This window comes from Streptomyces sp. CA189 (assembly GCF_056428985.1).
In genome coordinates this window covers 38,424-61,007 of sequence record NZ_JBWJVM010000002.1, presented here as the reverse complement: position 1 = coordinate 61,007, position 22,584 = coordinate 38,424, and the positions used below count along the sequence as shown (strand labels likewise).

Genomic DNA, 22,584 nt, shown 5'->3' with positions numbered 1-22,584 from the left:
CCCGGGGCGCCGGTGGTCCAGGGATTCCGGGAGGCCGTAACAGCATCCGCAAGGCAGGCTGGTCCCATGGGGTCACACCCTCGCCCGCCCGTTCGGCCAGGACCGTTCCCTCGAACGGGAGCGGCCGGTCACGGCGCGCTCCTGTTCACACTGGCCCAGTGCGCGCCCTTCGCGATCGCGCTGGGCGTGCTGGGCATCGAGCTCTCGCCCGCACACGATCTGGTCACCGGCCCCGTCCTCACCACGACGCCGGCCCTGGCCGCGCTGACGATGGGCCCGGCGGGCACGCTGTCCGCGGCAGCCCTCGCTGCGAGCGTGAACGCGACCTCCGCGACGTACAACCAGTCGTGGGGAACCCAGACCCAGCTGATCATCGGCAACTTTCTGGGGATCATCGTGGTGTCCGTGGCCAGCGTCACCCTGAGCAAGGCGGTGCGCGCGCGCAGGCAGAGCGAACTCGACCAGGTCCGCCGGATCGCGGTGGCGGCTCAGGAGGTCGTCCTGCGGCCCGTCCCCGAGCTCCTGGGCCCGGTGCGGGCGGCCAGCATGTGCCTCGCGGCCGGGACGGGAGCACAGGTGGGCGGAGATCTGTACGAGGCCGTACAGACGCGCTACGGCGTCCGGCTGATCGTGGGGGACGTCCGGGGGAAAGGGCTGTCCGCCATACGCGCGGTCGCGGTGGCGTTGGGCGCGTTCCGGGAGGCCGTGCACTACGAGGAGGACCTGCAGGAGGTCATGAACCATTGCGCGGCCGCGCTGCGGCGGGAGGCGACCGTGCCGGGTACCTACTCTCAGGCAGAACTTCCCGAAGTCCTCCTGGAGGGATTCACCACCGCGCTCATCGCCCAGGTGCCGGACGAACAGGTGGTGCACCTGGTCAGCCGCGGCCATCCTCCTCCGTTGGCGCTGCGCCAGGGCAAGGTACAGGCCCTGATGCCCGCCTCGCCGATGCCGCCGCTCGGTCTCGAAGACCTCGTGAACGACCCTCCCGCCGCACCCGAGAGCTACCCGTTCCTGCCCGGCGACCGGCTGCTGCTCTACACCGACGGCGTCATCGAAGCCCGCAACCGTGCCGACGACTTCTTCCCGCTGCCGGAGGCCATGGAGCAGATATCCGCGGGCACCTCCCCACAGGAGTTCCTGGACGAACTGCACCGGGCGTTGATCCGCCACACCGAGGGCCTCTTGACGGACGACGTGGCGATGATCCTCATCGACCGGCGCGCATGAAGCGGCAAGAGGCACGGGCACCCCTTGAACTCCCGATTGCGGAACCGTAACGTAACTTACCGACCACTCGCTAGGTTTTCGTGGCGGTGAACGCGCTGACCGCGCTGGTGCGGGAGGGCGGCGAACCCCCGGAGCGGGACGGAAGAGGAGTGATGGCTCCGTTCGAGCCGCCTTTCGAGCTGCCTTTCGCGTGGGCCGATGAGGAGGAGCATCTGGTCGGCCACCTTTCGAACCTCGTACGCCTGGACACGTCCAACCCTCCCGGGAACGAGATCGCGGTCGCCCGGTACCTCTCCCGGGAACTGCACCGCTGCGGGATCCGGCACACCGTGCTGGAGTCCGAGCCCGGGCGGGCCAATCTGGTCGCCCGGCTGCCGGGCTCCGGCGACGAGCCGCCGCTGATGCTGCTCGGGCACGCGGATGTGGTGGGCGCCCAGGCCGAGAACTGGAGCCGGCCCCCCTTCTCGGGTGACGTGGCGGACGGCCGCGTCTGGGGCCGGGGCTCGCTGGACATGAAGGGGCAGATCGCAGCGAGCCTGCTCATCGTGCAACTGCTGGCGGCGCACCGCGTGCCGCTGCGCCGTGACGTGCTGATGGTCGTCACGGCCGACGAGGAAGCGGGGAGCGGACTGGGGGCCTACTGGCTGTGGGAGCACCACCGTTCGCTCGTGGAGGCGGAGGTGGCGTTCAACGAGGGCGGCGGCCAGCGCTTCCTCACACCCGGCGGTCCCGTCTACACCGTGCAGGTCGCGGAGAAGGGCAGCGCCAGGATGCGGATCACCGCGACCGGCGAGGGCGGCCACGCTTCCCTCCCACGTCCTGATGCGGCGGTCTTCCGTCTGGCCGAAGCCCTGGTGCGGCTCCGTGACTTCGCGGCCCCGTCGATCCTGCGGCCCACCTCACGCCGGATGCTCCACACACTGGCGGAACTCCACCCGGGCGACGCGGGAGAGGTAATCCGACGCCTGGTGGAGGAGCCGACCTGGGAAGGCGCCCGCAGCCTGCCCATCGACCCCCTCCTGCGCGAGTTCGTCGTCGCCGGGCTGCACAACACGGCGACCCCGACCCTACTGTCCGGCGGGCGGCGCCTGAACGTCGTGCCGACCGAGGCGTCCGTCGTGCTCGACGGGCGTCTGCTGCCCGGCGAACGCCCCGAGGACTGGGCGGCCCAGGTGCAGGAGGCGGTAGGCGGCGGAGTCGAAGTCAGCCTGCTCCAGGGGCGCGTGAGTGCCGGGGTGCATGACGATCCAGAACTCCTGAGCGTGCTGGACCTCGTGGTGGCGGGCCAGGAGGCCGGTGCGCGGGTCCTTCCGTACATCAACTCCGCTTCCACGGACGCCCGCGCGTTCCCCGAAACGAAGGTCATCGGATTCTTCCCGTCGGCGAGCGACGCCGACATCATGCGGTTGATCCATGGAGTCGACGAACACGCCCGGGTGAGCGACGTGATGTTCGGCGGGCGATGCCTGCTCGAAGCCGTCGTCAGACTCGCCACCTGAGCGGGAGGAGGCACCGCATGCCTGCACGTGCGCCGATGACCGGCAGTTACGGGAGGACACCACCATGGTCCTCACCGGCGCCGGCGCGGGACCCCCGCCGATATGCCCCGGGCGGGGCGCCGAAGTGCCGCTTGAATGCCTTGGCGAACGCGAATTCCGAGGTGTAACCGGCGTTCTGGGCCACGGCGTTCAGGGAGTCGGCCGTCTCGCGCAGCATCCGCGCCGCGATGGCCATCCGCCACATCGTCAGGTAGCCGAGCGGTGGCTCGCCGACCACCGTGGTGAACCGCCGGGCGAACGCGGCGCGCGAGAGCCCGGCCCGGCTTCCCAGGGATTCGACGGTCCACGGATGCGCCGGGTCGTCGTGGATCGCTTTCAGCGCCGGGGCGATCAGCGGGTCGTTCAGTGCCGAGGCCCAGCCCTGCGTCTGCTCCCTGGGCAACTCGGCGTACCAGGACCGCAGAATGTAGAGGAGCAGCAGATCGACGAGCGTCGTGACCACCGAGTCCGAACCCGGCTGAGGCTGGTGGAGCTCGGCGCAGAGCTGGTCGACCGCCGAGCGCAGCGCCGGATGGCGACCGGGGCCGGCCGGGAGGTGGATGACCTCCGGGAGGTCGCCGAGCAGCGGATGCGGCCGGTCGATGTCGAGGTGGTAGGCCCCGCACACCAGGACGCTGCGAGGGCCGTCGCCCTCGATGGTGAAACTCCCGATCGGCGAGGAGGTGTCGACGCGGTCGGGTTCGAAGGCGACCAGCTCGCTGGTGACCGCGTCACAGATCGCATGATCGGTGCCGCGCCGCAGGAACACGACGTCGCCGGGGCCCAGGGCCATCGGATCGCCGCCGATCGGCAGGAGAAAGCAGTGCCCTTCGACGACGACGTGAAATCCGGCTCCCGCGATGGGCTGGAAGCGCACACCCCACGGCGCCTGCGCGTCGGTACGGACCACAGACGGACGCCCGGTTCGCAGGGCCGCAAGGGTGTCGCTGAGTATGTCCATGCCCGCACCATAGCGTGCCGGGATCGAGACGGTCAGACAAAGAATCGAGACTTCAGGCCATTCGTCGTCTCGGTCGTGGCACGTAGCGTCCTCGCTATGAACAACACATCGGAAACCCAGCGTGTGGTCGTCATAGGTGGTACCTCCGGCATCGGATTCGCCGTCGCGCAGGCCGCGGCGACTCAGGGCGCGAACGTGGTCGTCGCCTCCAGCAGCAGGGGCCGGGTCGACCTGGCGGTGAAGAAGATCGGCGGCCCGGCCGAAGGCATCGTGCTGGACGTCGCCGACGAGGCCGCGCTCGCCGCCTTCTTCGACCGGATCGGCGCGTTCGACCATCTCGTCTACACGGCGGGCGAGTCCCTGCTGCTGAAGCCGCTCGCCGACCTCACCGCCGAGGAGTCCCGAGCGTTCTTCGAGCGCCGCTTCTGGGGTGCCCTGCTCGCCGCGAAGTACGCGGCGCCGAAGCTCCGTCCCGGCGGCTCGATCACCTTCACCTCCGGCGCCTTCGCCACCCGGCCCGCCCCCGGAACCTCGCTCGGCGCGAGCATCACAGCAGCCGTCGAGGGACTGACGCGAGCCCTGGCCCTGGAACTCGCCCCACTGCGGGTCAACGCGGTCCGCCTCGGCGCGATCCGCACCGAGCTGTGGGACAGCACCGTGCCCGACCCTGAGGCCTTCCTCCAAGCGCAGGGCAGCGGCCTTCCCGTGCAGCGCGTCGGCAGCCCCGAGGAGGCTGCGGCGGCCTACCTCTACCTCCTGAGCAACGGCTACGCGACCGGCACGGTGCTCACCCTCGACGGCGGAGCCGCCCTGGCCTGACACCGCCCGCCCGGCCGGGCAGGTGGGAACGACTAGGCCGGAAAGGTTTGCCGGGTCGCGGTGTCTGGTGCGGTGCATCGCAAGGCGGAGGACCGCGACTCGTACTGGACGTACCGTCGTGGTCCGACAACGCGGCGAGGTGCCGTGCCGGGCGCCGTGACACGGTGAACCCTTCCGGCCACAGCACTAGAGACGTGTCGCAGTCCGGACCAGGTCGGCGACGGCTCTGGACCGGCTGTGCGGGGGCCAGGCGATGACGGTGGTGACTGCCGCCGCGTCCAGCACGGGCACGGCGGCGAGGTCATCGTGCAGCTGGGCTCCGCAGGACTCCGGTAGGACCGCGCACGCGCGGCCGAGCGCTACGAGCTGCAGCAGCTGTGCGTGGTCGCGGACTTGTGCGCCGAGGCCGGGCGGGTAGGTGCCGTCGGGGTCGGGCCAGCGTGGCAGGGGCAATCCCGGCAGAGCGGTGATGTCAGCCATGGACACATGGGCGCGGACCGTGAGCGGGTGCCCGGCCGGCAGGACCACGACCTGGCCCTCCGCGCCGAGTTCCTCGGTGTGGAACCCGGCTGTCGAGTCGAACGGCCGGTGCAGCAGCGCCACGTCGGCCCGGCCCTCGCGCAGGAGTCGTTCCTGCTCGGCCGGACCGCACAGGATGACGTCGACGAGGACCGCGGCGGGTTCGGCGGCGTACGCGTCGAGCAGTTTCGCCAGCAGTTCTCTGGACGCGCTGGCCTTCGCGGCCAGGACCAGGCCGGGACGGCCGGTCACGGAGGGGGCGGCGCGGCGGGTCCGGCGCTCGGCGGCGTCGACCGCGTCGAGGGCCGCCCGGCCCTCGGCCAACAACACCGCGCCGGCCTCGGTCAGCGTGACGGTACGGCTGGTCCGATCCAGCAGAACTGTTCCGAGCCGGCGTTCGAGCTGCTGGATCGCCCGCGACAGGGGCGGCTGCGCGATCCCGAGCCGCCGCGCGGCCCGCCCGAAGTGCAACTCCTCAGCGACAGCCACGAAATATCGCAGTTCCCGGGTCTCCATACGGCCACGCTACTCCGGATCAAGACCCTGACGGTATCGCTGCCCACCCGATCGGTCTTGGACCCCCGCCTGGGTCCGAGAGCAGCATGGTCCCCATGAGCGAACGAACGATTGCGCTGGTCACCGGCGCGAACAAGGGAATCGGCTACGAGATCGCCATGGGCCTGGGCGCCCTCGGCTGGCGCGTCGGCGTCGGCGCCCGCGACGATCAGCGCCGTGCGGCCGCGGTGGAGAGGCTGCGCGCGGCCGGCGTCGACGCGTTCGACGTACCGCTGGACGTGACCGACGACTTGAGCGTGACCGCCGCCGCACTGCTGATCGAGGATCGGGCGGGGCGTCTCGACGTGCTCGTCAACAACGCCGGCATCACCGGCGGCATGCCGCAGGAGCCCACCCAGGTCGATCCCGCCACCATCCGGACGGCCGTGGAGACCAACGTGATCGGCGTCATCCGCGTCACCAACGCGATGCTGCCGCTGCTGCGCCGCTCCGCCTCTCCGCGGATCGTGAACATGTCCAGCAGTGTCGGCTCCCTCACCCGGCAGTCGGGCACCGCCGCCGAGCTGACGACGGGTCCGGTGTCTGCGGCCTACGCGCCGTCGAAGACCTTCCTGAACGCAGTCACCCTCCAGTACGCCCGGGAGCTGAACGGCACGAACATCCTGATCAACGCGGCCTGCCCCGGTTACGTCGCGACCGACCTCAACGGCTTCCGCGGCGTGCGCACCCCCGAACAGGGCGCCTCGATCGCCATCGAACTCGCGACCCTGCCCGACGACGGCCCGACCGGCTCGTTCTTCGAAGACGCCGGCGTAGTGCCCTGGTGATGCGCACGGCGGTCATCGGGGCCGGGCCCCCCTCCGGTCCCGGCCCCACGTTCAGACGAGCAACCGGGTCTCGGCGCTCGGCAGTTTGCTCCACCAGTGGCCGTACCGCCGGTAGACCTCCGGTTCGCGGTCGGCCAGGAAGGCCGTCAGCGCCCGGGCCTCGTCCGCGAGCCCCTCCCAGACCTCCTCCGGCAGGGGGTGGAAGGCGGTCGCCTCGATCCCGCCGTCGGCCCCGGCCGGGCGCCACACTCCGGCGACGCGGCCGTCGACCAGCAGGGTCGCCAGGGTGTCGCCGTTCATCCGCGCGACGAGCTTGCGGTACTGCGGCGGCACGATGCGGCTCCGGTCGGCGTAGGCCAGCAGCACGCTGTCCCACATGGCCATCAGCCGGGGCGGCGCCGGCGTGTCCTCCTGCGGCCGCGGCGCGCCCTGGGTGTCGAACAGCTCCTCGCCGTCCGGCCCGGTCAGCCGGTCGAGCCGTCCGGAGAGCTCCAGCGCGCGCAGGGCCTGGCGGACCCTGGCCCGCTGGACCAGGGAGAACTGCGCCACGTCCGCCGCCGACGCCGGCCCGAATCCCTCCAGGTAGCGCAGGACCAGCGTCCGCAGGGACTCCTCCGCCGCCTCCGGGTCCGCCGGTACCGTGCGCGGCCGGCTCGGGGGCGCGACGTAGGACGGGCGCTCCCCGAACGACCAGGGCGCGGCGGTGGGCGCGTGCAGCAGGGGTGCGTACTGCCGCAGCCCCCACCACGCTCCGGGCTGCTGCGGCGCTCCCAGCCGGTGTCCGAGCCAGGCCTCGCACTCCGCGGTCGTACGGGGCCGGTCGGCGAAGTCCAGCAGCTCCGGCACGAGGACGTCGGCGTCCTCGGCCGTCAGCCCCGAGTCCGTGAAACGGGTCCCGAGCCGGGCGGCCCGTACGGAGGGCTGCACGGCCTCCCGGAAGGGCCGGTAGTCCTCCGCGTGCACGGCGTGCAGGGTCAGCCGCATCAACGTCGACTTGACGACCTCACGCCCCGCGAAGGCGGCGTCGAGGTCTGCCGGGTCGAAGCCGGCGAGCCGGTTCCACAGCGCGAGATAGGGCGAGGCCGCGTGCTGCGCCTGCAGGGCGACCACCCGGCGGACCGCGTCATCGACGTCCATCACCTCGCGCCGCAGGAGCAACTGCCGTGCGAGCGTGGAGCGGTTGAGCTCCCCTGCGCTGACCTTCATGCCGTGACCGTCCCGTCCCCTGTCGAAACGGGCAGCCTAACCGGCACCTCCGACAGCGCCTCGGATTCAGATGCTGACGCCCTTCGACCGGAGGTAGGCCAGCGGGTCGATGTCCGAGCCGTACGAGGGGCCGGTGCGGATCTCGAAGTGCAGGTGCGGTCCGGTCGAGTTGCCCGTGGAACCGGAGAGGCCGATGCTCTGGCCGCCGGTGACGCTCTGGCCGGACGAGACGGACAGCTGGGAGAGGTGCGCGTACTGGCTGTACTTGCCGTCGGCGTGCCGGATGACGACCTCGTTGCCGTACGAGCCGCTCCACCCGGCGGAGACGACGGTACCGGCGCCGACCGCCTTGACGGTGGTGCCGCTGCTCGCGGAGAAGTCGACACCGGTGTGGTAGCCGCTGGACCACATGGCGCCGGAGGTCCTGTACGCGGTGGACGGGCCGCCGCCGACGGGGGCGACGAAGCCGGTCGACGTGGAGCCGCCCTGCTGCTTGGCCGGGGCCTTGGCGGCGGGTGCCTTGGCGGCGGGCGCGGCGGCCTCATCGGAAGAATCCGACGAATCCGACGAATCACTAGAAGTGGAAGAACCGGAGGAAGCGGACTTCTTGGCCGGCTTCGGCGTTTCGGCCGGCGCGGACTCGGCCGCCGCGGCCGGAGCCGAGCCCTTCGCGCCGAGGGTCAGTTTCAGGCCCGGGTGGATCAGCGACGGGTCGGTGCCGACGGCCTCGCGGTTGTCCGCGTAGAGCTGCTCCCAGCCACCGGTGAGGTGCTGGCGCTCGGCGATCTTGGAGAGGTAGTCACCCGCCACCACGGTGTAGACGGCGGGGGCGCCCTGCGCGGCGGCCGGCGCCGCCTGGAGGGCGGCCACGGCCTGCGAAGCCACAGCCTGCGCGGCCACGGCCTGCGGAGCCTGGACCGGAGCGGCGGCGGTCGCGGCGGTCGGGGCGCCCGCAGCGTGGGCGCCGGTGGCGCCGAGCAGCGGAAGCGCGAGAGCCGCGCCACCGGTGCCCGCGGCGGCGAACCCGCGGGATATCGAGCGGGACTTGGGACGGCGGTGCTTACCCGTTCCGGACATGGCGAATTCCTCTCCGACGCCTGCGAGGTGAGCTGTCGGGTTCGGACTGGAGATGTCCGGCGGTGTATGTGCCGGTGAACAGCACATGCACGGCTTCACCCCGAGCTGTCCCGTTGTAAAGATCCCGAAGGAGCTCCGGAACAGCGGCTTACCTGGTTCCCCCGCTCCTGCCGCGCGCGTGAATAGTCGGGTGAGGTTTCCGGACGGCGGCAGGATTAGGCGGTCCATCCGGATCGATCGCGAAGGTAATCGAGCCTGCCCGCACGGAACAAGTCCCGAATTCCTCGATGGATTCCCAGGGATGATGGACCGACGGAATTCCGGTCACCCTCCGTCCATTCCCCACCCCCAACAGCCGTCCCGACAGGGGAATTCGCCATTCGTGATCAGGCACTCACGGTCACCGTATGATCTGGCTCACGGGGAGGTGTCCGATCTCGCCTCTCGCTATGGCAAGTTGTCAGCAAGTAGCGCAATTCGGACACGCGCGGCGACGACCGCACGGACGACACGGACGACACGGAGGAGCCCCTGTGACCCAGCAGATACCCCAGAGCCCCCACACCGATCCGGTACCGGCCGAGTCGGCGCTGACCGGAGTGCGCAACTTCCGTGACGTGGGCGGGTTGCCGACCGTGGACGGCCGAAGGGTCAAGTCGGGACGACTGTTCCGAAGCGGACATCTGGCGCATGCCACCGAAAGCGACGCGGAATTCCTCGGGTCGCTCGGACTGCACACCGTCTTCGACTTCCGCAACGGCGCCGACCACGCCCTGGAGGGTCCGGACGTGGAGCTGCCCGGTGTGCGCAACGTCGGCATTCCGCTGTCGGATCCGGCCGACGGCCGGGAGTTCTGGAAGATGGTCCGCGAAGGGGATCTGGCGCAGCTCCGCGAGATCCTGGGCGGGGGCAAGGCCGCCGCGCGGATGTCCCGTTCGTACCGGACGATGATCCGGACCCGTACGGCCGAGCACAGCCGGGTCGTGCACGCGCTCGCCGAGGACAGCGTCCCGGCCCTCATGCACTGCGCCGCCGGGAAGGACCGGGCCGGCCTGTCGATCGCCGTCACCCTGCTCGCGCTGGGCGTCGAGCGGGAGGCGATCGTCGCGGACTACCTGGAGTCGAACGCCCCGCACAACCGCTACCGGGTCCGCCGCGGCAGCGACTCGCCCGAGGCCCGCGCCCCCGAGGTGATGGAGCTGCTCGCCCCGCTCTTCGACGCCCGCGCCCCGTATCTGACCACGGCCTTCGACGCCATCGACGAGGAGTGGGGCGGTGTGGAGCGCTACCTCGCCGACGGCCTCGGACTCACGCCCGAGACCCTCGGCAGGCTCCGCGACCGGCTGCTGGACTGACGCCCCACGAGGCGGGCCGACTGCCGCCGGGCCGACTGCCGGGCCGCCGGCCCAGCGGTCGGTTCAGCGGTCGGCCCAGCAGTCGGCCCAGCAGTCGGTTCAACGGTTGGCGACGGCCTGCCTCACCAACGTCCGGCCGAAATCCCACATCAGCGCGCCGCCGCCGTGGGCCTCGTCCATGACCGCGCGGAAGGCGCCGACGAACCGGTCGACGTCCGCCTCGTCCACGATCAGCGGCGGGATCAGCTTGATCACTTCCAGGTGGTCGCCGGAGACCTGCGTGAGGATCCGGTGCTTCTGCAGCAGCGGCACCACTACCATCTGCGCGAACAGCCCCTTGCGCGCCGCCTGCAGCATGCTCCAGCGGCTCCGCAGGCCCAGCGAGGACGGCCGGCCGAATTCGATGCCGATCATCAGCCCGCGTCCCCGTACCGCGTGGAGCAGTTCGTACTCGTCCACGAGCGCGGCGAGCCGCCCGTGCAGCAGGTCGCCCATCGATCGGGCGTTGGCCACCACCCGCTCGTCCTCCATGACGGAGAGGACGGCGAGCCCGGCCGCCATCGCCTGCGCGTTGGAGCCGAAGCTGGCGGAGTGGACGAGCACCCGGTCCATGGAGGAGTAGACCTTCTTGAAGATCCAGTCCTTGCCCAGGGTCGCACCGACGGGCACGTACCCGCCGGAGAGGGCCTTGGCCACGCAGACCAGGTCCGGTTCGACTCCGGCCTCGTGCTGGTAGGCGTAGAAGTCGCCGGTCCGGCCGAGGCCGGTCTGCACCTCGTCCGCGATCAGCAGCGCCCCGTGCCGGTGCAGCAGCTCCTGCGCGGCGAGCAGGAACCCGGGCGGGGCGGCGAGCACCCCCTTGCCCTGGATCGGCTCCACGACGAAGGCCGCGACGTCCCCCTTCTTCAGCTCCCGCTCCAGCGCGGCCAGGTCCCCGAGCGCGATCCCGGTGTCCGGCAGCAGCGGCGCGAAGCCGTCGCGGAAGCCGGCCTCGCCGTTGACCGAGAGCGAGCCCGTGGTGAGCCCGTGGAAGGCGTGGTCGCAGTAGAGGACCCTGGGGCGCCCGGTGGCGTACCGGGCGAACTTCAGGGCGGTCTCCACCGCCTCGGTGCCGCTGTTGCCGAAGAAGACCCGGTCCAGGTGCGGGCTGTGGGAGAGCAGCTTCTCCGCCAGCAGCCCGGGCAGCGGCTGGCAGTCGAAGCGGGTGAGGTCGGCGAGCTGGGCGTCCAGCACGTCGTGCAGGGCCTGCCTGACCACCGGGTGGTGGCGGCCCAGGCCCATCACCCCGAAGCCGGCCAGCATGTCGAGGTAGTCGTTCCCCTCGGCATCCCAGAAGTGGGCTCCCTCGGCCCGCACGTAGACCTTGTCGAAGCCGATGGTGTGCAGCATGCGCGGGAGCTGGTGGTTGAGGTGGCGGGCGTGCAGTTCGTACCGCTCGCCGCCCCGCTCGGCGAGCAGGGCGGCGAGGTCGAAGCCGGTCATGCCGACTTGTCCCGGTTCCCGCCCACGGTCTCGCGGGCCGCCCGCAGCGACTCCTTCAGCGAGCCCATGGTGGCCAGGACCGCCGTGGGCTCGTAGCCGCAGTGCGCCATGCAGTTCGCGCAGCGCGGGTCCTTCCCGCGGCCGTACTTGCTCCAGTCGGTCTCCTCGATCAGTTCCCGGTACGAGGGCACGTACCCGTCGCTCATCAGATAGCAGGGGCGCTGCCAGCCGAAGAGCGAGTAATTCGGAATGGCCCAGGCGGTGCAGGGGAAATCGGCTTTGCCCTCCAGGAAGTCCAGGAAGAGCGGGGAGTGGTTGAGCCGCCAGCGCCGCCGGTTGCCGCCCGCGAAAGCCTTCCTGAACAGTTCGCGGGTCTGTTCGACGCCGAGGAAGTGCTCCTGGTCGGGCGCCTTTTCGTAGGCGTAGGCCGGCGAGATCATCATCTCGTCCACCTGGAGTTCGTCATTGAGGTAGTTGAGGACCTCGATGATGGTCTGCGGGGTGTCGGTGTTGAAGAAGGTGGAGTTGGTCGTCACCCGGAATCCGCGCCGCTTCGCCTCCTTGATGGCCGCGACCGCCTCGTCGAAGACGCCTTCCTTCGCCACCGACTCGTCGTGGCGCTCGCGCAGTCCGTCGATGTGGACGGCGAAGGCGAAGTACGGGGAGGGCGTGAACTTCTCGATCTTCTTGCGGAGCAGCATCGCGTTGGTGCAGAGGAAGACGTACTTCCGCTTGGCTACCAACTGGCGCACGATCTCGTCGATCTGCGGGTGCATCAAGGGCTCGCCGCCCGCGATGGACACCATCGGCGCGCCCGATTCCAGTACGGCGCCCACCGCCTGGGCCACGGGCATGCGCTGCTTGAGCACCCCGGCCGGGTGCTGGATCTTCCCGCACCCCTCGCAGGCCAGGTTGCAGGCGTAGAGCGGTTCCAGCTCGACGATCAGCGGGAACTTCTCACGCTTGCGGAGCTTCTGTTCGAGCAGGTACGTCCCGACCCTGATGGTCTGTCGCAGTGGCATGGCCATCTGGCTCACCTCCTGGGGAGCAGCAAAGAACGGTGCCATTCATAAAACGCGGGCAGTACGGCACGCAGTACGCGAAAGGCCGATATTCCCCCGCGAACGGTGCCGATGCGGACGAGCTCATGCTCCGGAGCGTCCACGATCACCCGGACGGCCGCAACCGGACGGTCCGCGCCCCCCGGGGCGCTCCCGCCGCGGGTCGCGGCCCAGAGGGTGGCGGCCGATTCCATGTCGACCCCGATGGCGCCGCCGGCGCGCAGCTGGGCGCGCTCCTGGCCCCGGACGACGTGGTCGGATCCGGTCAGTGCACCGAGGTGTACGGTCCGGCCGGGTACGGCCCGGGCCAGCGCCTCGGCGAGCAGGGCGGTACCGGCGCAGGCGACCGTGCCGCGCGGGTCCCGGGTCTCCTCGGCGACGATCAGGTCGCCGGGGCTCATGCCGGGCAGCAGCCCGGCGCAGAATCCGGTGGCGAGCACCGCCGCGCCGTGCAGCTCCGGCTCGGCCAGCTTCCGGCCGACGGCGCGCTCGGCCGCGCGCGGACCCATGCCGGTGCGCAGCACCTCGTACCGCTCGGGCGCGCCCCGCTCGCGGCCACCGTGGTGCGAGGTGCTGCGCAGGGCCGTCCGCTCGATGCGCAGCGCGCAGGCGACGAGCAGCGGCGGCGGGGCCGCGGCGGGGCCGCCGGACATCACGCCTCCCCGGGGGCGTGGGCCGTGCGCGGGAGGGCGGCCGGCTCCGCGTACCGCCCGCCCGGGCCGAACGGTTCTCCGTACAGGTAGCGGCCCAGCGCGGTGAGCGGGAAGACCTGGCGGTACAGGTGGTAGTTGATGGAGAAGTCCCAGGGGAATCCGGTACCGGTGAAGTACGGCTCGTCCCAGGTGCCGTCGGAGTGCTGGGTGGAGACGAGGTAGCCGATGCCCCGCTCCACGGACGGCGCGTCGCGCTCCCCCGCCGACAGCAGGGCCATCAGCGCCCACGCCGTCTGCGAGGCGGTGGAGGCGCCCTTCCCCGCCCAGGACGGGTCCTGGTAGGAGCGCTGGTCCTCGCCCCATCCCCCGTCCTCGTTCTGTACGGATTCCAGCCAGTGCACGGCCCGCCGGATCGCTGGGTGCGAGGGGGCGTAGCCGGCGGCGGTCAGGGCCGGGACCACCGAGCCGGTTCCGTAGACGTAGTTGGTGCCCCAGCGGCCGAACCAGCCGCCGTTCGGGTCCTGTTCGGCGAGGAGCCAGGCGATGCCGCGCCGGGTGCGCGCGTCGCCCGCCCGGCCTTCGACGGCGAGCATCTCCACGACGTGGGCGGTGACGTCGGCCGAGGGCGGGTCGATGACCTCGCCGAAGTCGCAGAAGGGCAGCTTGTTGGGGAAGGGGCTGGTGTTGTCGGCGTCGAAGGCGCCCCAGGCGCCGTTCTTCGACTGCATGCCGAGGTTCCAGGACACTCCCCGGGCGATGGCCCCCTCCAGCCGCGCCGGGTCGGGATGCTTGACGCGGCGCAGGGCGAGGACGACCTCGGCGGTGTCGTCGATGTCGGGGTAGTTGTCGTTGTGGAACTCGAACGCCCAGCCGCCCGGGGCCAGTCCGGGCCGGCGCACGGCCCAGTCCCCGCTGCGCGCGATCTCCTCGCCGAGCATCCAGTCGGCGGCCTTGACCAGGGCGGGGTGGTCGGGGCGCAGTCCCGCGTCGGCCAGCGCGATGGCCGCCAGGCAGGTGTCCCACACCGGGGACTGGCAGGCCTCGATCATGCGGGCGCCGTCCGCGCGCCAGACGGCGAAGCGGTCCAGGGACTCCAGTCCGGCGCGCATCACCGGGTGCCGGAGGTCGTAGCCGAGCAGGTGCAGGGCGATGACGGAGTACACGGCGGGCGGCTGGATGCCGCCCCAGCAGCCGTCGTTCTCCTGCCGTTCCACGATCCAGCGGCCGGCGCTCGCCATCGCCGCCGCGCGCAGCCGGCGCGGGGCGAACCGCCGGTAGACGTGCAGGGCCTTGTCCATCCGCTGGAAGGCGCCGTCCCAACTGGCCAGCGGCGCGAGCTTCTTGACGGGGTACGGGGTCCGCGCGTCGGAGTGCAGCTCGTCCAGGGCGAAGGGGGCCGGGCGGACCGGGCGCAGTGCGGAGACCACGGTGAGGGGGACGATCGTCTGCCGGGCCCGGGACCGGGTTCGTTCGGGTCGGCGCCGCAGGCATGGGCGCCGCCGTTGGTCGTCGCAGTCATGGCTTCCCCTTTGCGTGCAGTGTCCTCTGCTGTCATCCGCTTTACTGGGGGCCGCCGTCGGCCGGTACTACTGGCAGGCAGTACCGGTCGGCGACTCGCGATTCATATGCGCGTACGGGTGGCGATCACCTCTTGCGCACGACGACGAAGTCGGCGAGCGCCACGAGCTGGTCGCGCACGCGCTGGTCCATGTCCACGTCGTCGAGGGCCTTGATGGCGATCTCGTACTGGCGGCGCGCCTCGTCGGCGGTCCACCGGCGGCCGCCGGCCGCCTCGATGAGCGCGGCGCGGGCCGCGAACTCCTCCTCGGAGAAGTTCTCGAAGTCGTTGCTCTTGGCGTCGGCGGCGAGCAGTTCGGTGAGTTCCTCACTGGCCGGTCCGCCGGCGGCGAGGGCGGCGACGACGGGCAGGGACTTCTTGCGCTGGCGCAGGTCGCTCCACGTCTGCTTGCCGGTGGACTCCGGGTCGCCCCAGATGCCGAGGAGGTCGTCGACGGCCTGGAAGGCGAGGCCGAGGTGGTAGCCGTACTCCTCCAGCTTGTCGGCCGTACGGTCGTCCGCGCCGCCGAGCACGGCGCCGATGGAGACCGCGCAGGCGAGCAGGGCGCCGGTCTTGTTGCCCTCCATCTCCAGGCACTCTTCGACGGTGACGCTCTCGCGGTGCTCGTAGGAGATGTCCTGGGCCTGGCCGTCGATGAGCTTGCGGCTCGCGGTGGTCAGGCGGCGCGCCGCGCGGCCGGCCTCGACCGTGCCGAGCTCCAGCAGCACCTCGTTGGCCAGGGCGAACAGCGCGTCGCCGACGAGGATGGCGAGGGCGGGTCCGTGGACCTTCCACACGGTGTCGCGGTGGCGGCGCTGCTCGTCGCCGTCCATCAGGTCGTCGTGCAGCAGCGAGAAGTTGTGGACGAGCTCGACCGCGACGGCGCCGGGGATGCCGACCTCGGCGGCGGCGCCGGCGGCCTCCGCCGAGAGCAGGGCGAGGGCGGGGCGGACGGCTTTGCCGCCGTCGCCGTCAGCCGGGTTGCCCTGAGCGTCGATCCAGCCGAAGTGGTAGGCGGCGACGGTGTCCATGGGCGCGGCGAGCCGGTCCACGGCGGCGCGGAGCACGGGCGTCGAGAGCGTACGGCCTCGTTCGAGGAGGGCGCGCGTGTCCGCCTTCTCCCCGCCGGCCGGGCCCGCACTGGCGTCCGTGTTCTCGACGGCCGGATTCCCCGGGTTCACTGGCTCTCCTCTGGTTCCTGTACGTACTGCGGTGCTTGGTGCTGCGGTGCGTGGTGCTGCGCTGCGTGGTGCCGAGCTGCGTGGTGCTGCGGTGCCGGTGGTGGTCATACCGCCTCCTGCAAGGGGTGTTCGCGGTGGCGGCCCAGCGGGACGAGCGCGGCACGGGCCGCGCCGAGTCCGCTGCGGACGGCGCTCTCCATGGTCGCGGGCCAACCCGTCGCGGTCCACGCACCGGCGAGGTAGAGCCCCGGCGTGTCGGTCCGGGGGCCGGGCCGCAGCCGTCCGACGCCGGGGGTGGGGGCGAAGGTCGCGGTGCGCTCCCGGGTGACGAAGAAGTCGCGCACCTTGGCGCCGCGCGCGGCGGGCAGCAGCCGTTCCAGCTCGGGCAGGTACTTGGCGCGCAGGACCGAGACGGGTTCGTCGATGTCCTCGTGGGCGACCGACTGGGACAGCGCCAGGTACTGGCCGCCGTCGGGGAGTCCGGAGGAGTCGGTGCGGTCGAAGACCCACTGGACCGGTGAGCCGAGGGCCGCGAAGAACGGCTGCTTGAGCACCTTGCGGTCGTAGACGACGTGCACGTTGAGGATCGGCGCGGTGCCGATGTCGAGCAGCTTGTCGGGGTCGGCGAGGGCCCCGGCGGGCAGCAGTCCGTGCGCCTCGCGCTGCGGGACGGCGAGGACGACCGTGCCGGCGTCGAACGAGCCGCCCTCGGTGCTCACCCGCCAATCGCCCTCCGGGGTGCGGGAGATGTCCGTGACCCGGGTGCGCAGTTCGGTGCGCACCCCGGCGGCGTCCAGGGCCTTGCGGGCGAGGGTGTCGTGCAGGTCGCCGAGCGGTACCCGGGCCCAGCCGATGTCGGCCGCGCCGTTCTCGGAGAGCAGGCCGGTCTTGAAGACCATGGCGGCCAGGCCCAGCGAGGACTGCCCGGCGGTGGCGTTGAGGGTGGCGATGCCGACGAGGTCCCACAGCGCCTCGATGGTGCGCGGGGACTGGCCGTACCGGCCGAGCCAGGTCGCGAAGTCCACGCCGTCGAGCGCCGGGTCGGCGGGGTCGAGGCGGCGCAGCGCGAGGGCGGCGCGCCCGACGGACGCCCGCTCGGCGAGCGAGAGGTGCGGGTAGCGGGCGAGGGAGCCGGCCAGGTGCAGCGGCACGGGCAGGGCGCTGCGGCGCAGCCGCCCGAGCCGGGGGCCGCCGGGGTGGGCGACGTCGAGCACGGGTACGTCGAGCCGGTCCTGCAGGGGCGCCAGGTCCGCGCCCTCGACGCGGTCGAGGAACCACCGGTAGGCGGTGCAGCAGCGCAGGTAGACGTGCTGGCCGTTGTCCACGGTCAGTTCCCCGCGCTTGAAGGAGAACGCCAGGCCGCCGAGGCGGGGCCGGCCCTCCAGCAGGGTCACCCGCAGGCCCGCGTCGGCGAGTTCGAGCGCGGTGGTGACGCCGGCGAGCCCGCCGCCGACGACCACGGCGTGGTGCTCGGTCATGCGCCCTCCTCCGTCGCTCCCACAGACGCCGCCGGGCGCCGCGGGGTTGCTCCCGTTCGCCCCGCCGGCACGGCCCGCCGGCCCGCCGTCATCAGAGCCGCCTCCTGGTGCTCTGGCGCGCGATGGTCCGCGCGTCCAGGCCGGAGAGGCCGCGGACGGCCACGTACGCCTTCTCGTGCGGCGGCAGCGAGACCCGGCCGCGGAGCACGGCCTCCGGCTCGCGCTCGATGCGGTCGAGCAGGCGCCGGTAGATGCCGGCCATGGCCGCGACGCAGGCGCCGCTGCGCCGGTCGAGCAGCGGCAGCAGCCGGTAGCCCTCCACGAACAGGGCGCGGGCGCGCCGGACTTCGTGGTGGACGAGCCCGGCGAAGTCGGCGCCGGGGGGCATCCGGTCGCTGTGGAAGCCGTCGGAGCAGCCGAACTTGGCGAGGTCCTCGGCGGGCAGGTAGGTGCGCCCGTTGCCCGCGTCCTCGCGAACGTCCCGGAGGATGTTGGTGAGTTGCAGGGCGAGGCCGAGGGTGTCGGCGTACTCGCCGGCCCGTGCGGCGTCGTGCGCGCCGAGCCCGGCGGCTCCGGCGTGCCCGCTGGAGTGTGCGGTCCCGAAGACGCCGAGCGAGAGCCGGCCGATGGCCCCGGCCACGCAGCGGCAGTAGACCTTGAGGTCGTCCCAGGTCTCGTACGTCTCGCCGCGGACGTCCATGAGGACGCCGTCGATGAGTTCGTCGAGCCCTTCGAGCGGGATCGGGAAGCGGCGCGAGGCGTGTGCGAGGGCGACCGCGACCGGGTCGGTGTCGTCCTCGTCGACCTCCTCGGCACGGATCCGGCCGAGCAGGGTGCGGGTCTCCTCCAGCCGGACCAGTTTGACCTCGTGCGGCAGCGTGCCGTCGCCGATGTCGTCGACCCGCCGGGAGAAGGCGTACAGCGCGGACATCGCCTGCCGCTTGTCTGCGGGCAGCAGTCGGATGCCGTACGCGAAGTTGCGCGCCTGCGAGCCGGTCACGGCCTCGCAGTAGCCGTAGGCCGCAGCGATCAGTGAAGACGTCGCAGCCGGTGCGGACATCGCTGTCGGCACGGACGGCGCGCCCGGTGCGGAAGCGTGTGTGGGGCCCTCCACGGTCGGGCTCACCCCTTTCTCGGCGCTGAGCGCAGGACGGCGGCCACTTCGCGGAGCAGGCCGCTCTTGGTTGCCTTGGGCGGGCCGGGAAGGACGTCGAAGCCGGCGGCGGTGACGGCTCGCAGGGCGGCGCGTCCCCCTCCCACGAAGCCCGCGAGCAGCAGCCGGAGCCTTCCGTGGACGCTGCCCACGAGCGGCGTGCCTTCGTCGAGGAGCTCCCGCGCCCGTTCGGTTTCGAAGGCGACGAGGGCGCGTACGGACGCGCCCGCGCTCGGGGCCTTCAGGTCGGTCTCCGTGACGTGGAAGCGGCGCATGTCCTCGCCCGGGAGGTAGATCCGGTCCCGGGCGAGGTCCTCGGCGACGTCCTGGAGGTGTTCGGCGATCTGCAGGGCGGTGCAGACGGCGTCGGAGCGGCGGATCCGCTCGGGGGTGCTGGTGCCGGTGAGGTCGAGCACGAGCCGGCCCACCGGGTTCGCGGAGAGCTCGCAGTAGCCGACGAGGTCGCCGTACGTCGCGTAGCGCGCGACCCGCTGGTCCTGGCGGTTGGCTTCGATGAGCCCGAGAAACGATTCGGGGGTGAGCCCGTGGGCGCGTACGACGGGCTGCAGGGCCAGCATCAGGGGATGGCGCGGGGGCCCGTCGGTGCCGCCGAAGACGCGCCGGAGGTCGGCTTCGAGGGCGTCGAGCATGGCGGGCCGGTCGTCGGCGGCGGCGGGGTCGAGTCCGAGCAGCACGGCGTCGTGGCCGCCCGGGGCGAGGTCGCCGTCGCCGATGTCGTCGACCAGGCGGGCGTACCCGTAGACCGCCATCAGGCCCTCGCGCCAGGCGCGGGGCAGGAAGGCGGGGGCGACGGGGAAGTTCTCGGAGCGCGCCTTGTCGAGGGTGGCGGCGCCCGGCTGGGCGGGGAAGGAGCCGGAGGCGTCGGGCAGCTCGTGCGGCCGGGGGCTGGTGCCGTGCCCCGGGGTCACCGCCCGCCGCCCGCGGCGGGGACGGCCGTCGTGCCTGGGGGCCGGAGAATTCCCGTAGCCATTGCCGTCACATCTCCCGTTCTACACTGCCAACCCAATACATCCTATTTCGGACACGCCGCCGCGTTTTCCCCGGGGCGTCCTGGGCTATTCGCCTTTGGGGGAATCGCCCCCTCTTGCCCGCGATTGGGGCCCGGCCCAGCTTACGCTGTACAACGCCGCCGGGGCTCGACGGGTATTCGCTCCACCACACAATGTCGCCCGCACGCCACCCCGGCGAAAAGGGGGCCGCGAAGTGCGCCCGGCAGCCGTACGGCATGCGACGGCCCCCGCCGCCGGACGCGGTGGGGGCCGTCGGTGGAAATCCGTCAGCCGGTCGCCTTCTCGTACGCCGCGACGACCTCGTCGGTGGGGCCGTCCATCAGGAGTTCGCCCCGCTCCAGCCACAGCACCCGGTCACAGGTGTCGCGGATGGAGTTGTTGTTGTGGCTCACCAGGAAAACGGTGCCGGCCTTCTTGCGCAGTTCGCGGATGCGCGCCTCGGAACGCACCTGGAACTTCCGGTCACCGGTGGCCAGCGCCTCGTCGATCATCAGGACGTCGTGGTCCTTCGACGCGGCGATGGAGAAACGCAGACGCGCCGCCATGCCCGAGGAGTACGTGCGCATCGGCAGGGAGATGAAATCGCCCTTCTCGTTGATGCCCGAGAAGTCGACGATGTCCTGGTAGCGCTCCGTGATCTGCTCGCGGGTCATACCCATCGCGAGGCCGCCGAGGACCACGTTGCGCTCGCCGGTGAGGTCGTTCATCAGCGCCGCGTTGACACCCAGCAGCGAGGGCTGGCCGTCGGTGTAGACCTTGCCGGACTCGCAGGGCAGCAGACCCGCGATGGCGCGCAGCAGGGTTGACTTGCCGGAGCCGTTGGAGCCGATGACACCGATGGCCTCGCCCCGGTACGCCGTGAAGGTGACCCCGCGCACGGCGTGGACCCGGCGGACGCCCGGTGCGTCGCCGCCCCGGCGGACTATCTTGCTGAGCGCCGCCGTGGCGCTGCCCTTGCCGGAGCTGCCGGTGTTGACCCGGTAGACGATGTGCACGTCGTCGGCGATGACGGTGGGGACGTGCCCCTGGTTGTTCTCAGCCACGGCCGTAACGCTCCTCAGCCTTCCAGAAGTACACGAATCCGCCGAGTCCGATCAGGACCGCCCACGCGACGGCGAAGGCCCAGACGTGGGGCGGCAGGTTCTCCCGGCCGTACCCGTCGATGAGCGCGAAGCGGATCAGGTCCATGTAGATGGCGGCCGGATTCCACTGCAGCACGTCCGCGATCCACGTGGGCTTGCCCTTGAGCATCTCGCTGATGGAGAACATGACGCCCGAGGCGTACATCCACGTACGCGTGACGAACGGCATGAGCTGCGCGAGGTCGGGGGTCTTGGAACCCATCCGGGCGAAGATCATGGCGAGGCCGGTGTTGAAGGCGAACTGGAGGACCAGCGCCGGGAGCACCAGCAGCCAGGACAGGCTCGGGTAGTTGCCGAAGCCGACCGTGACCGCGAACACGACGATCATCGAGAACATCAGCTGCTGGAGCTGCTGCAGCGAGAAGGAGATCGGCAGCGAGGCGCGCGGGAAGTGCAGGGCGCGGACCAGGCCGATGTTGGACGGGATGGCCCTGACACCCGCCATCAGCGAGTTCTGCGTGAAGGTGAAGACGAAGACGCCGATCACCAGGAACGGGATGTAGTCGTTCTTGTCGATGCCTCGGCCGGCGTCGAGGATCAGCCCGAAGATCAGGTAGTAGACCAGCGCGTTCAGCAGCGGGGTCGCCACCTGCCAGATCTGGCCGAGCTTCGCCTGGCTGTACTGGGCCATCAGCTTGGCCCGGGAGAACGCGATGATGAAGTGGCGCCGGTCCCAGAGCTGGCGCACGTACGCGACCAGCCCCGGCCGGGCTCCGCTGACGGACAGGCCGTACTTCCTGGCGAGCTCCGAGGGGCTCAGCCCGGCGTCTTCGGACGGCCGCTTGCTCGTGGCAAGGGCTCCGTCCTGGGTTGTGTCACTCACAAGATGAAACTTTCCGTCTTCATGATGCGGCAGAAGGTGGCATCGGGCCTGAGTCGATCGGTTCGTGATCGCGCCATGGTCTCAGACCCGGACGTGTCAGATGACAGGCGGTCTGCCCAGCCGGGTCAGCCGCCAGACCGTACGCCATCTCATGGGGCGCCGGGGACCGCAGGAGGTGGTCCAGCCCTCCTTGAACCCGCCGAACCAGGCCTTGAGCGCGGGCCCCGAGGGCTTGCGCAGGAGCGTCAGCAGGAGCCAGACGCCCACGTAGACCGGGACCAGCGGGGCGGGCAGGTTGCGGCGGGCGAGCCACACCCGGTTGCGAGCCACCATACGGTGGTAGACCGCGTGCCGGGAGGGGGCCGTGGCGGGGTGCAGGAGCACCATGTCGGCCCGGTAGTCGATCAGCCACCCGGCGTCGAGCGCCCGCCAGGCCAGATCGGTCTCCTCGTGCGCGTAGAAGAACTGCCCCGGCAGGTCTCCGACCTGCTCGAACACCTTCGTGCGGACGGCGTTGGCGCCGCCCAGGAAGGTGGTGACGCGCGAGGAGCGCATCGGGTCGGCGGCCCGCAGCCTGGGGACGTGCCGGCGCTGGGTCTCGCCGGTCCGCGGATCGGCGATCCGGAAGCTGACGATGCCCAGCTCGGGGTCCTCGGAGAAGGCCTGCCGGCACAGCTCGGCGGTGTCGGTGCGCTCCAGCAGTCCGTCGTCGTCCAGGAAGAGCAGGACGTCCACGTCGAAACCGTCGGAGCCCGCGGTGCGGAACGCGTCGATGCCGACGTTGCGGCCGCCCGGGATGCCCAGGTTCTCGGGCAGCTCGACGGTGCGCACGCCCGCCGCGGGGTCCGCCAGGCCGGGGAGCCGTACGCCCTGGCCCACGACGACCACCTCGACCGGGGCCCCGTCCTGCCGGGCCACCGAGTCGAGGAGCGCCTTGAGCTCGTCCGGGCGGTTGCCCATGGTGATGATGACGG

19 protein-coding genes, 1 pseudogene and 1 riboswitch are annotated in these 22,584 nt (G+C 71.5%); of the genes and pseudogenes, 5 read left to right on the top strand and 15 right to left on the bottom strand.

The window, feature by feature from the left end; translation table 11 throughout:
- Positions 1-66 precede the first annotated feature (66 nt).
- Together AC061S_RS02495 and AC061S_RS02490 are read left to right on the top strand one after the other, a co-directional pair.
- Complete coding sequence (locus tag AC061S_RS02495) at positions 67-1,230, top strand: PP2C family protein-serine/threonine phosphatase (RefSeq protein WP_478684133.1); 1,164 nt, start codon at positions 67-69, stop codon at positions 1,228-1,230.
- 86 nt (positions 1,231-1,316) lie between these two features.
- On the top strand, positions 1,317-2,729 hold the full coding sequence (locus tag AC061S_RS02490) for a M20/M25/M40 family metallo-hydrolase (protein ID WP_478684132.1): 1,413 nt from the start codon (positions 1,317-1,319) through the stop codon (positions 2,727-2,729).
- A gap of 46 nt (positions 2,730-2,775) precedes the next feature.
- Here AC061S_RS02490 and AC061S_RS02485 read toward each other — a convergent pair whose 3' ends face one another.
- Positions 2,776-3,729, bottom strand: a complete 954-nt coding sequence (locus AC061S_RS02485) for an AraC family transcriptional regulator (RefSeq protein WP_478684131.1) — start codon at positions 3,727-3,729, stop codon at positions 2,776-2,778.
- 96 nt (positions 3,730-3,825) lie between these two features.
- On the opposite strand from AC061S_RS02485, the gene AC061S_RS02480 reads away from it, so the two are divergent.
- Complete coding sequence (locus tag AC061S_RS02480) at positions 3,826-4,548, top strand: SDR family oxidoreductase (RefSeq protein ID WP_478684130.1); 723 nt, start codon at positions 3,826-3,828, stop codon at positions 4,546-4,548.
- A gap of 186 nt (positions 4,549-4,734) precedes the next feature.
- Here the strand turns inward: AC061S_RS02480 and AC061S_RS02475 are convergent, their stop codons facing one another.
- Positions 4,735-5,583, bottom strand: coding sequence for a LysR family transcriptional regulator (locus AC061S_RS02475; protein ID WP_478684129.1), 849 nt, complete (start codon positions 5,581-5,583; stop codon positions 4,735-4,737).
- A 95-nt stretch (positions 5,584-5,678) separates the two neighbouring features.
- On the opposite strand from AC061S_RS02475, the gene AC061S_RS02470 reads away from it, so the two are divergent.
- The gene (locus tag AC061S_RS02470; protein WP_478684128.1) at positions 5,679-6,410 is read left to right on the top strand and encodes an SDR family oxidoreductase; all 732 of its coding nucleotides are present in this window, start codon (positions 5,679-5,681) and stop codon (positions 6,408-6,410) included.
- A gap of 51 nt (positions 6,411-6,461) precedes the next feature.
- Here AC061S_RS02470 and AC061S_RS02465 read toward each other — a convergent pair whose 3' ends face one another.
- Positions 6,462-7,616: a winged helix DNA-binding domain-containing protein gene (locus AC061S_RS02465; RefSeq protein WP_478684127.1), complete on the bottom strand. Its 1,155-nt coding sequence runs from the start codon at positions 7,614-7,616 to the stop codon at positions 6,462-6,464.
- A gap of 66 nt (positions 7,617-7,682) precedes the next feature.
- Complete coding sequence (locus AC061S_RS02460; RefSeq protein WP_478684126.1) at positions 7,683-8,693, bottom strand: LysM peptidoglycan-binding domain-containing M23 family metallopeptidase; 1,011 nt, start codon at positions 8,691-8,693, stop codon at positions 7,683-7,685.
- 2 nt (positions 8,694-8,695) lie between these two features.
- Positions 8,696-8,892, bottom strand: a riboswitch (cyclic di-AMP (ydaO/yuaA leader).
- 334 nt (positions 8,893-9,226) lie between these two features.
- Between AC061S_RS02460 and AC061S_RS02455 the strand changes: the two genes are divergently transcribed.
- Positions 9,227-10,048: a tyrosine-protein phosphatase gene (locus AC061S_RS02455; protein WP_478684125.1), complete on the top strand. Its 822-nt coding sequence runs from the start codon at positions 9,227-9,229 to the stop codon at positions 10,046-10,048.
- Positions 10,049-10,147: 99 nt separating this feature from the next.
- Here AC061S_RS02455 and AC061S_RS02450 read toward each other — a convergent pair whose 3' ends face one another.
- The 11 genes and pseudogenes from AC061S_RS02450 to AC061S_RS02400 form a co-directional block, all read right to left on the bottom strand.
- Positions 10,148-11,530, bottom strand: a complete 1,383-nt coding sequence (locus AC061S_RS02450; protein WP_478684124.1) for an aspartate aminotransferase family protein — start codon at positions 11,528-11,530, stop codon at positions 10,148-10,150.
- Positions 11,527-12,558: an adenosyl-hopene transferase HpnH gene (hpnH, locus tag AC061S_RS02445; protein WP_478684123.1), complete on the bottom strand. Its 1,032-nt coding sequence runs from the start codon at positions 12,556-12,558 to the stop codon at positions 11,527-11,529. The genes AC061S_RS02450 and hpnH overlap by 4 nt, the downstream gene beginning before the upstream one ends.
- 5 nt (positions 12,559-12,563) lie before the next feature.
- Positions 12,564-13,244, bottom strand: coding sequence for a phosphorylase family protein (locus tag AC061S_RS02440; protein ID WP_478684122.1), 681 nt, complete (start codon positions 13,242-13,244; stop codon positions 12,564-12,566).
- Positions 13,244-14,698 (bottom strand): annotated as a pseudogene (gene shc / locus AC061S_RS02435) (squalene--hopene cyclase); the annotation flags it as partial. The gene AC061S_RS02440 and the pseudogene shc, both read right to left, overlap by 1 nt.
- Positions 14,699-14,888: 190 nt before the next feature.
- The gene (locus AC061S_RS02430) at positions 14,889-15,983 is read right to left on the bottom strand and encodes a polyprenyl synthetase family protein (RefSeq protein WP_478684121.1); all 1,095 of its coding nucleotides are present in this window, start codon (positions 15,981-15,983) and stop codon (positions 14,889-14,891) included.
- 104 nt (positions 15,984-16,087) lie between these two features.
- Positions 16,088-17,461: a hydroxysqualene dehydroxylase HpnE gene (hpnE, locus tag AC061S_RS02425; RefSeq protein WP_478684120.1), complete on the bottom strand. Its 1,374-nt coding sequence runs from the start codon at positions 17,459-17,461 to the stop codon at positions 16,088-16,090.
- Positions 17,462-17,552: 91 nt separating this feature from the next.
- Positions 17,553-18,587 (bottom strand): presqualene diphosphate synthase HpnD, encoded by a 1,035-nt coding sequence (gene hpnD / locus AC061S_RS02420; RefSeq protein WP_478684119.1) that lies wholly within the window; start codon positions 18,585-18,587, stop codon positions 17,553-17,555.
- The gene (gene hpnC / locus AC061S_RS02415; RefSeq protein ID WP_478684327.1) at positions 18,584-19,504 is read right to left on the bottom strand and encodes a squalene synthase HpnC; all 921 of its coding nucleotides are present in this window, start codon (positions 19,502-19,504) and stop codon (positions 18,584-18,586) included. The genes hpnD and hpnC overlap by 4 nt, the downstream gene beginning before the upstream one ends.
- Before the next feature lie 407 nt (positions 19,505-19,911).
- Positions 19,912-20,688 carry an ABC transporter ATP-binding protein gene (locus AC061S_RS02410; RefSeq protein ID WP_478684118.1) on the bottom strand — a complete coding sequence of 259 codons (777 nt, stop codon included), beginning with the start codon at positions 20,686-20,688 and terminating at the stop codon, positions 19,912-19,914.
- Positions 20,681-21,610 carry an ABC transporter permease gene (locus tag AC061S_RS02405; protein ID WP_478684117.1) on the bottom strand — a complete coding sequence of 310 codons (930 nt, stop codon included), beginning with the start codon at positions 21,608-21,610 and terminating at the stop codon, positions 20,681-20,683. Before AC061S_RS02405 ends, AC061S_RS02410 begins: the two co-directional genes overlap by 8 nt.
- A 96-nt stretch (positions 21,611-21,706) precedes the next feature.
- A complete protein-coding gene (locus AC061S_RS02400) occupies positions 21,707-22,570 on the bottom strand; it encodes a glycosyltransferase family 2 protein (protein ID WP_478684326.1) in 864 nt (287 codons plus the stop codon).
- Positions 22,571-22,584 lie beyond the last annotated feature (14 nt).

Bases quoted from the DNA above. Each gene is read 5' to 3' on its own strand.
- AC061S_RS02495 (WP_478684133.1), top strand. From the start codon at position 67: ATGGGGTCACACCCTCGCCCGCCCGTTCGGCCAGGACCGTTCCCTCGA.
- AC061S_RS02485 (WP_478684131.1), bottom strand. From the start codon at position 3,729: ATGGACATACTCAGCGACACCCTTGCGGCCCTGCGAACCGGGCGTCCG.
- AC061S_RS02480 (WP_478684130.1), top strand. From the start codon at position 3,826: ATGAACAACACATCGGAAACCCAGCGTGTGGTCGTCATAGGTGGTACC.
- AC061S_RS02475 (WP_478684129.1), bottom strand. From the start codon at position 5,583: ATGGAGACCCGGGAACTGCGATATTTCGTGGCTGTCGCTGAGGAGTTG.
- AC061S_RS02470 (WP_478684128.1), top strand. From the start codon at position 5,679: ATGAGCGAACGAACGATTGCGCTGGTCACCGGCGCGAACAAGGGAATC.
- AC061S_RS02465 (WP_478684127.1), bottom strand. From the start codon at position 7,616: ATGAAGGTCAGCGCAGGGGAGCTCAACCGCTCCACGCTCGCACGGCAG.
- AC061S_RS02460 (WP_478684126.1), bottom strand. From the start codon at position 8,693: ATGTCCGGAACGGGTAAGCACCGCCGTCCCAAGTCCCGCTCGATATCC.
- AC061S_RS02450 (WP_478684124.1), bottom strand. From the start codon at position 11,530: ATGACCGGCTTCGACCTCGCCGCCCTGCTCGCCGAGCGGGGCGGCGAG.
- hpnH (WP_478684123.1), bottom strand. From the start codon at position 12,558: ATGGCCATGCCACTGCGACAGACCATCAGGGTCGGGACGTACCTGCTC.
- AC061S_RS02440 (WP_478684122.1), bottom strand. From the start codon at position 13,244: ATGTCCGGCGGCCCCGCCGCGGCCCCGCCGCCGCTGCTCGTCGCCTGC.
- hpnE (WP_478684120.1), bottom strand. From the start codon at position 17,461: ATGACCGAGCACCACGCCGTGGTCGTCGGCGGCGGGCTCGCCGGCGTC.
- AC061S_RS02400 (WP_478684326.1), bottom strand. From the start codon at position 22,570: ATGGGCAACCGCCCGGACGAGCTCAAGGCGCTCCTCGACTCGGTGGCC.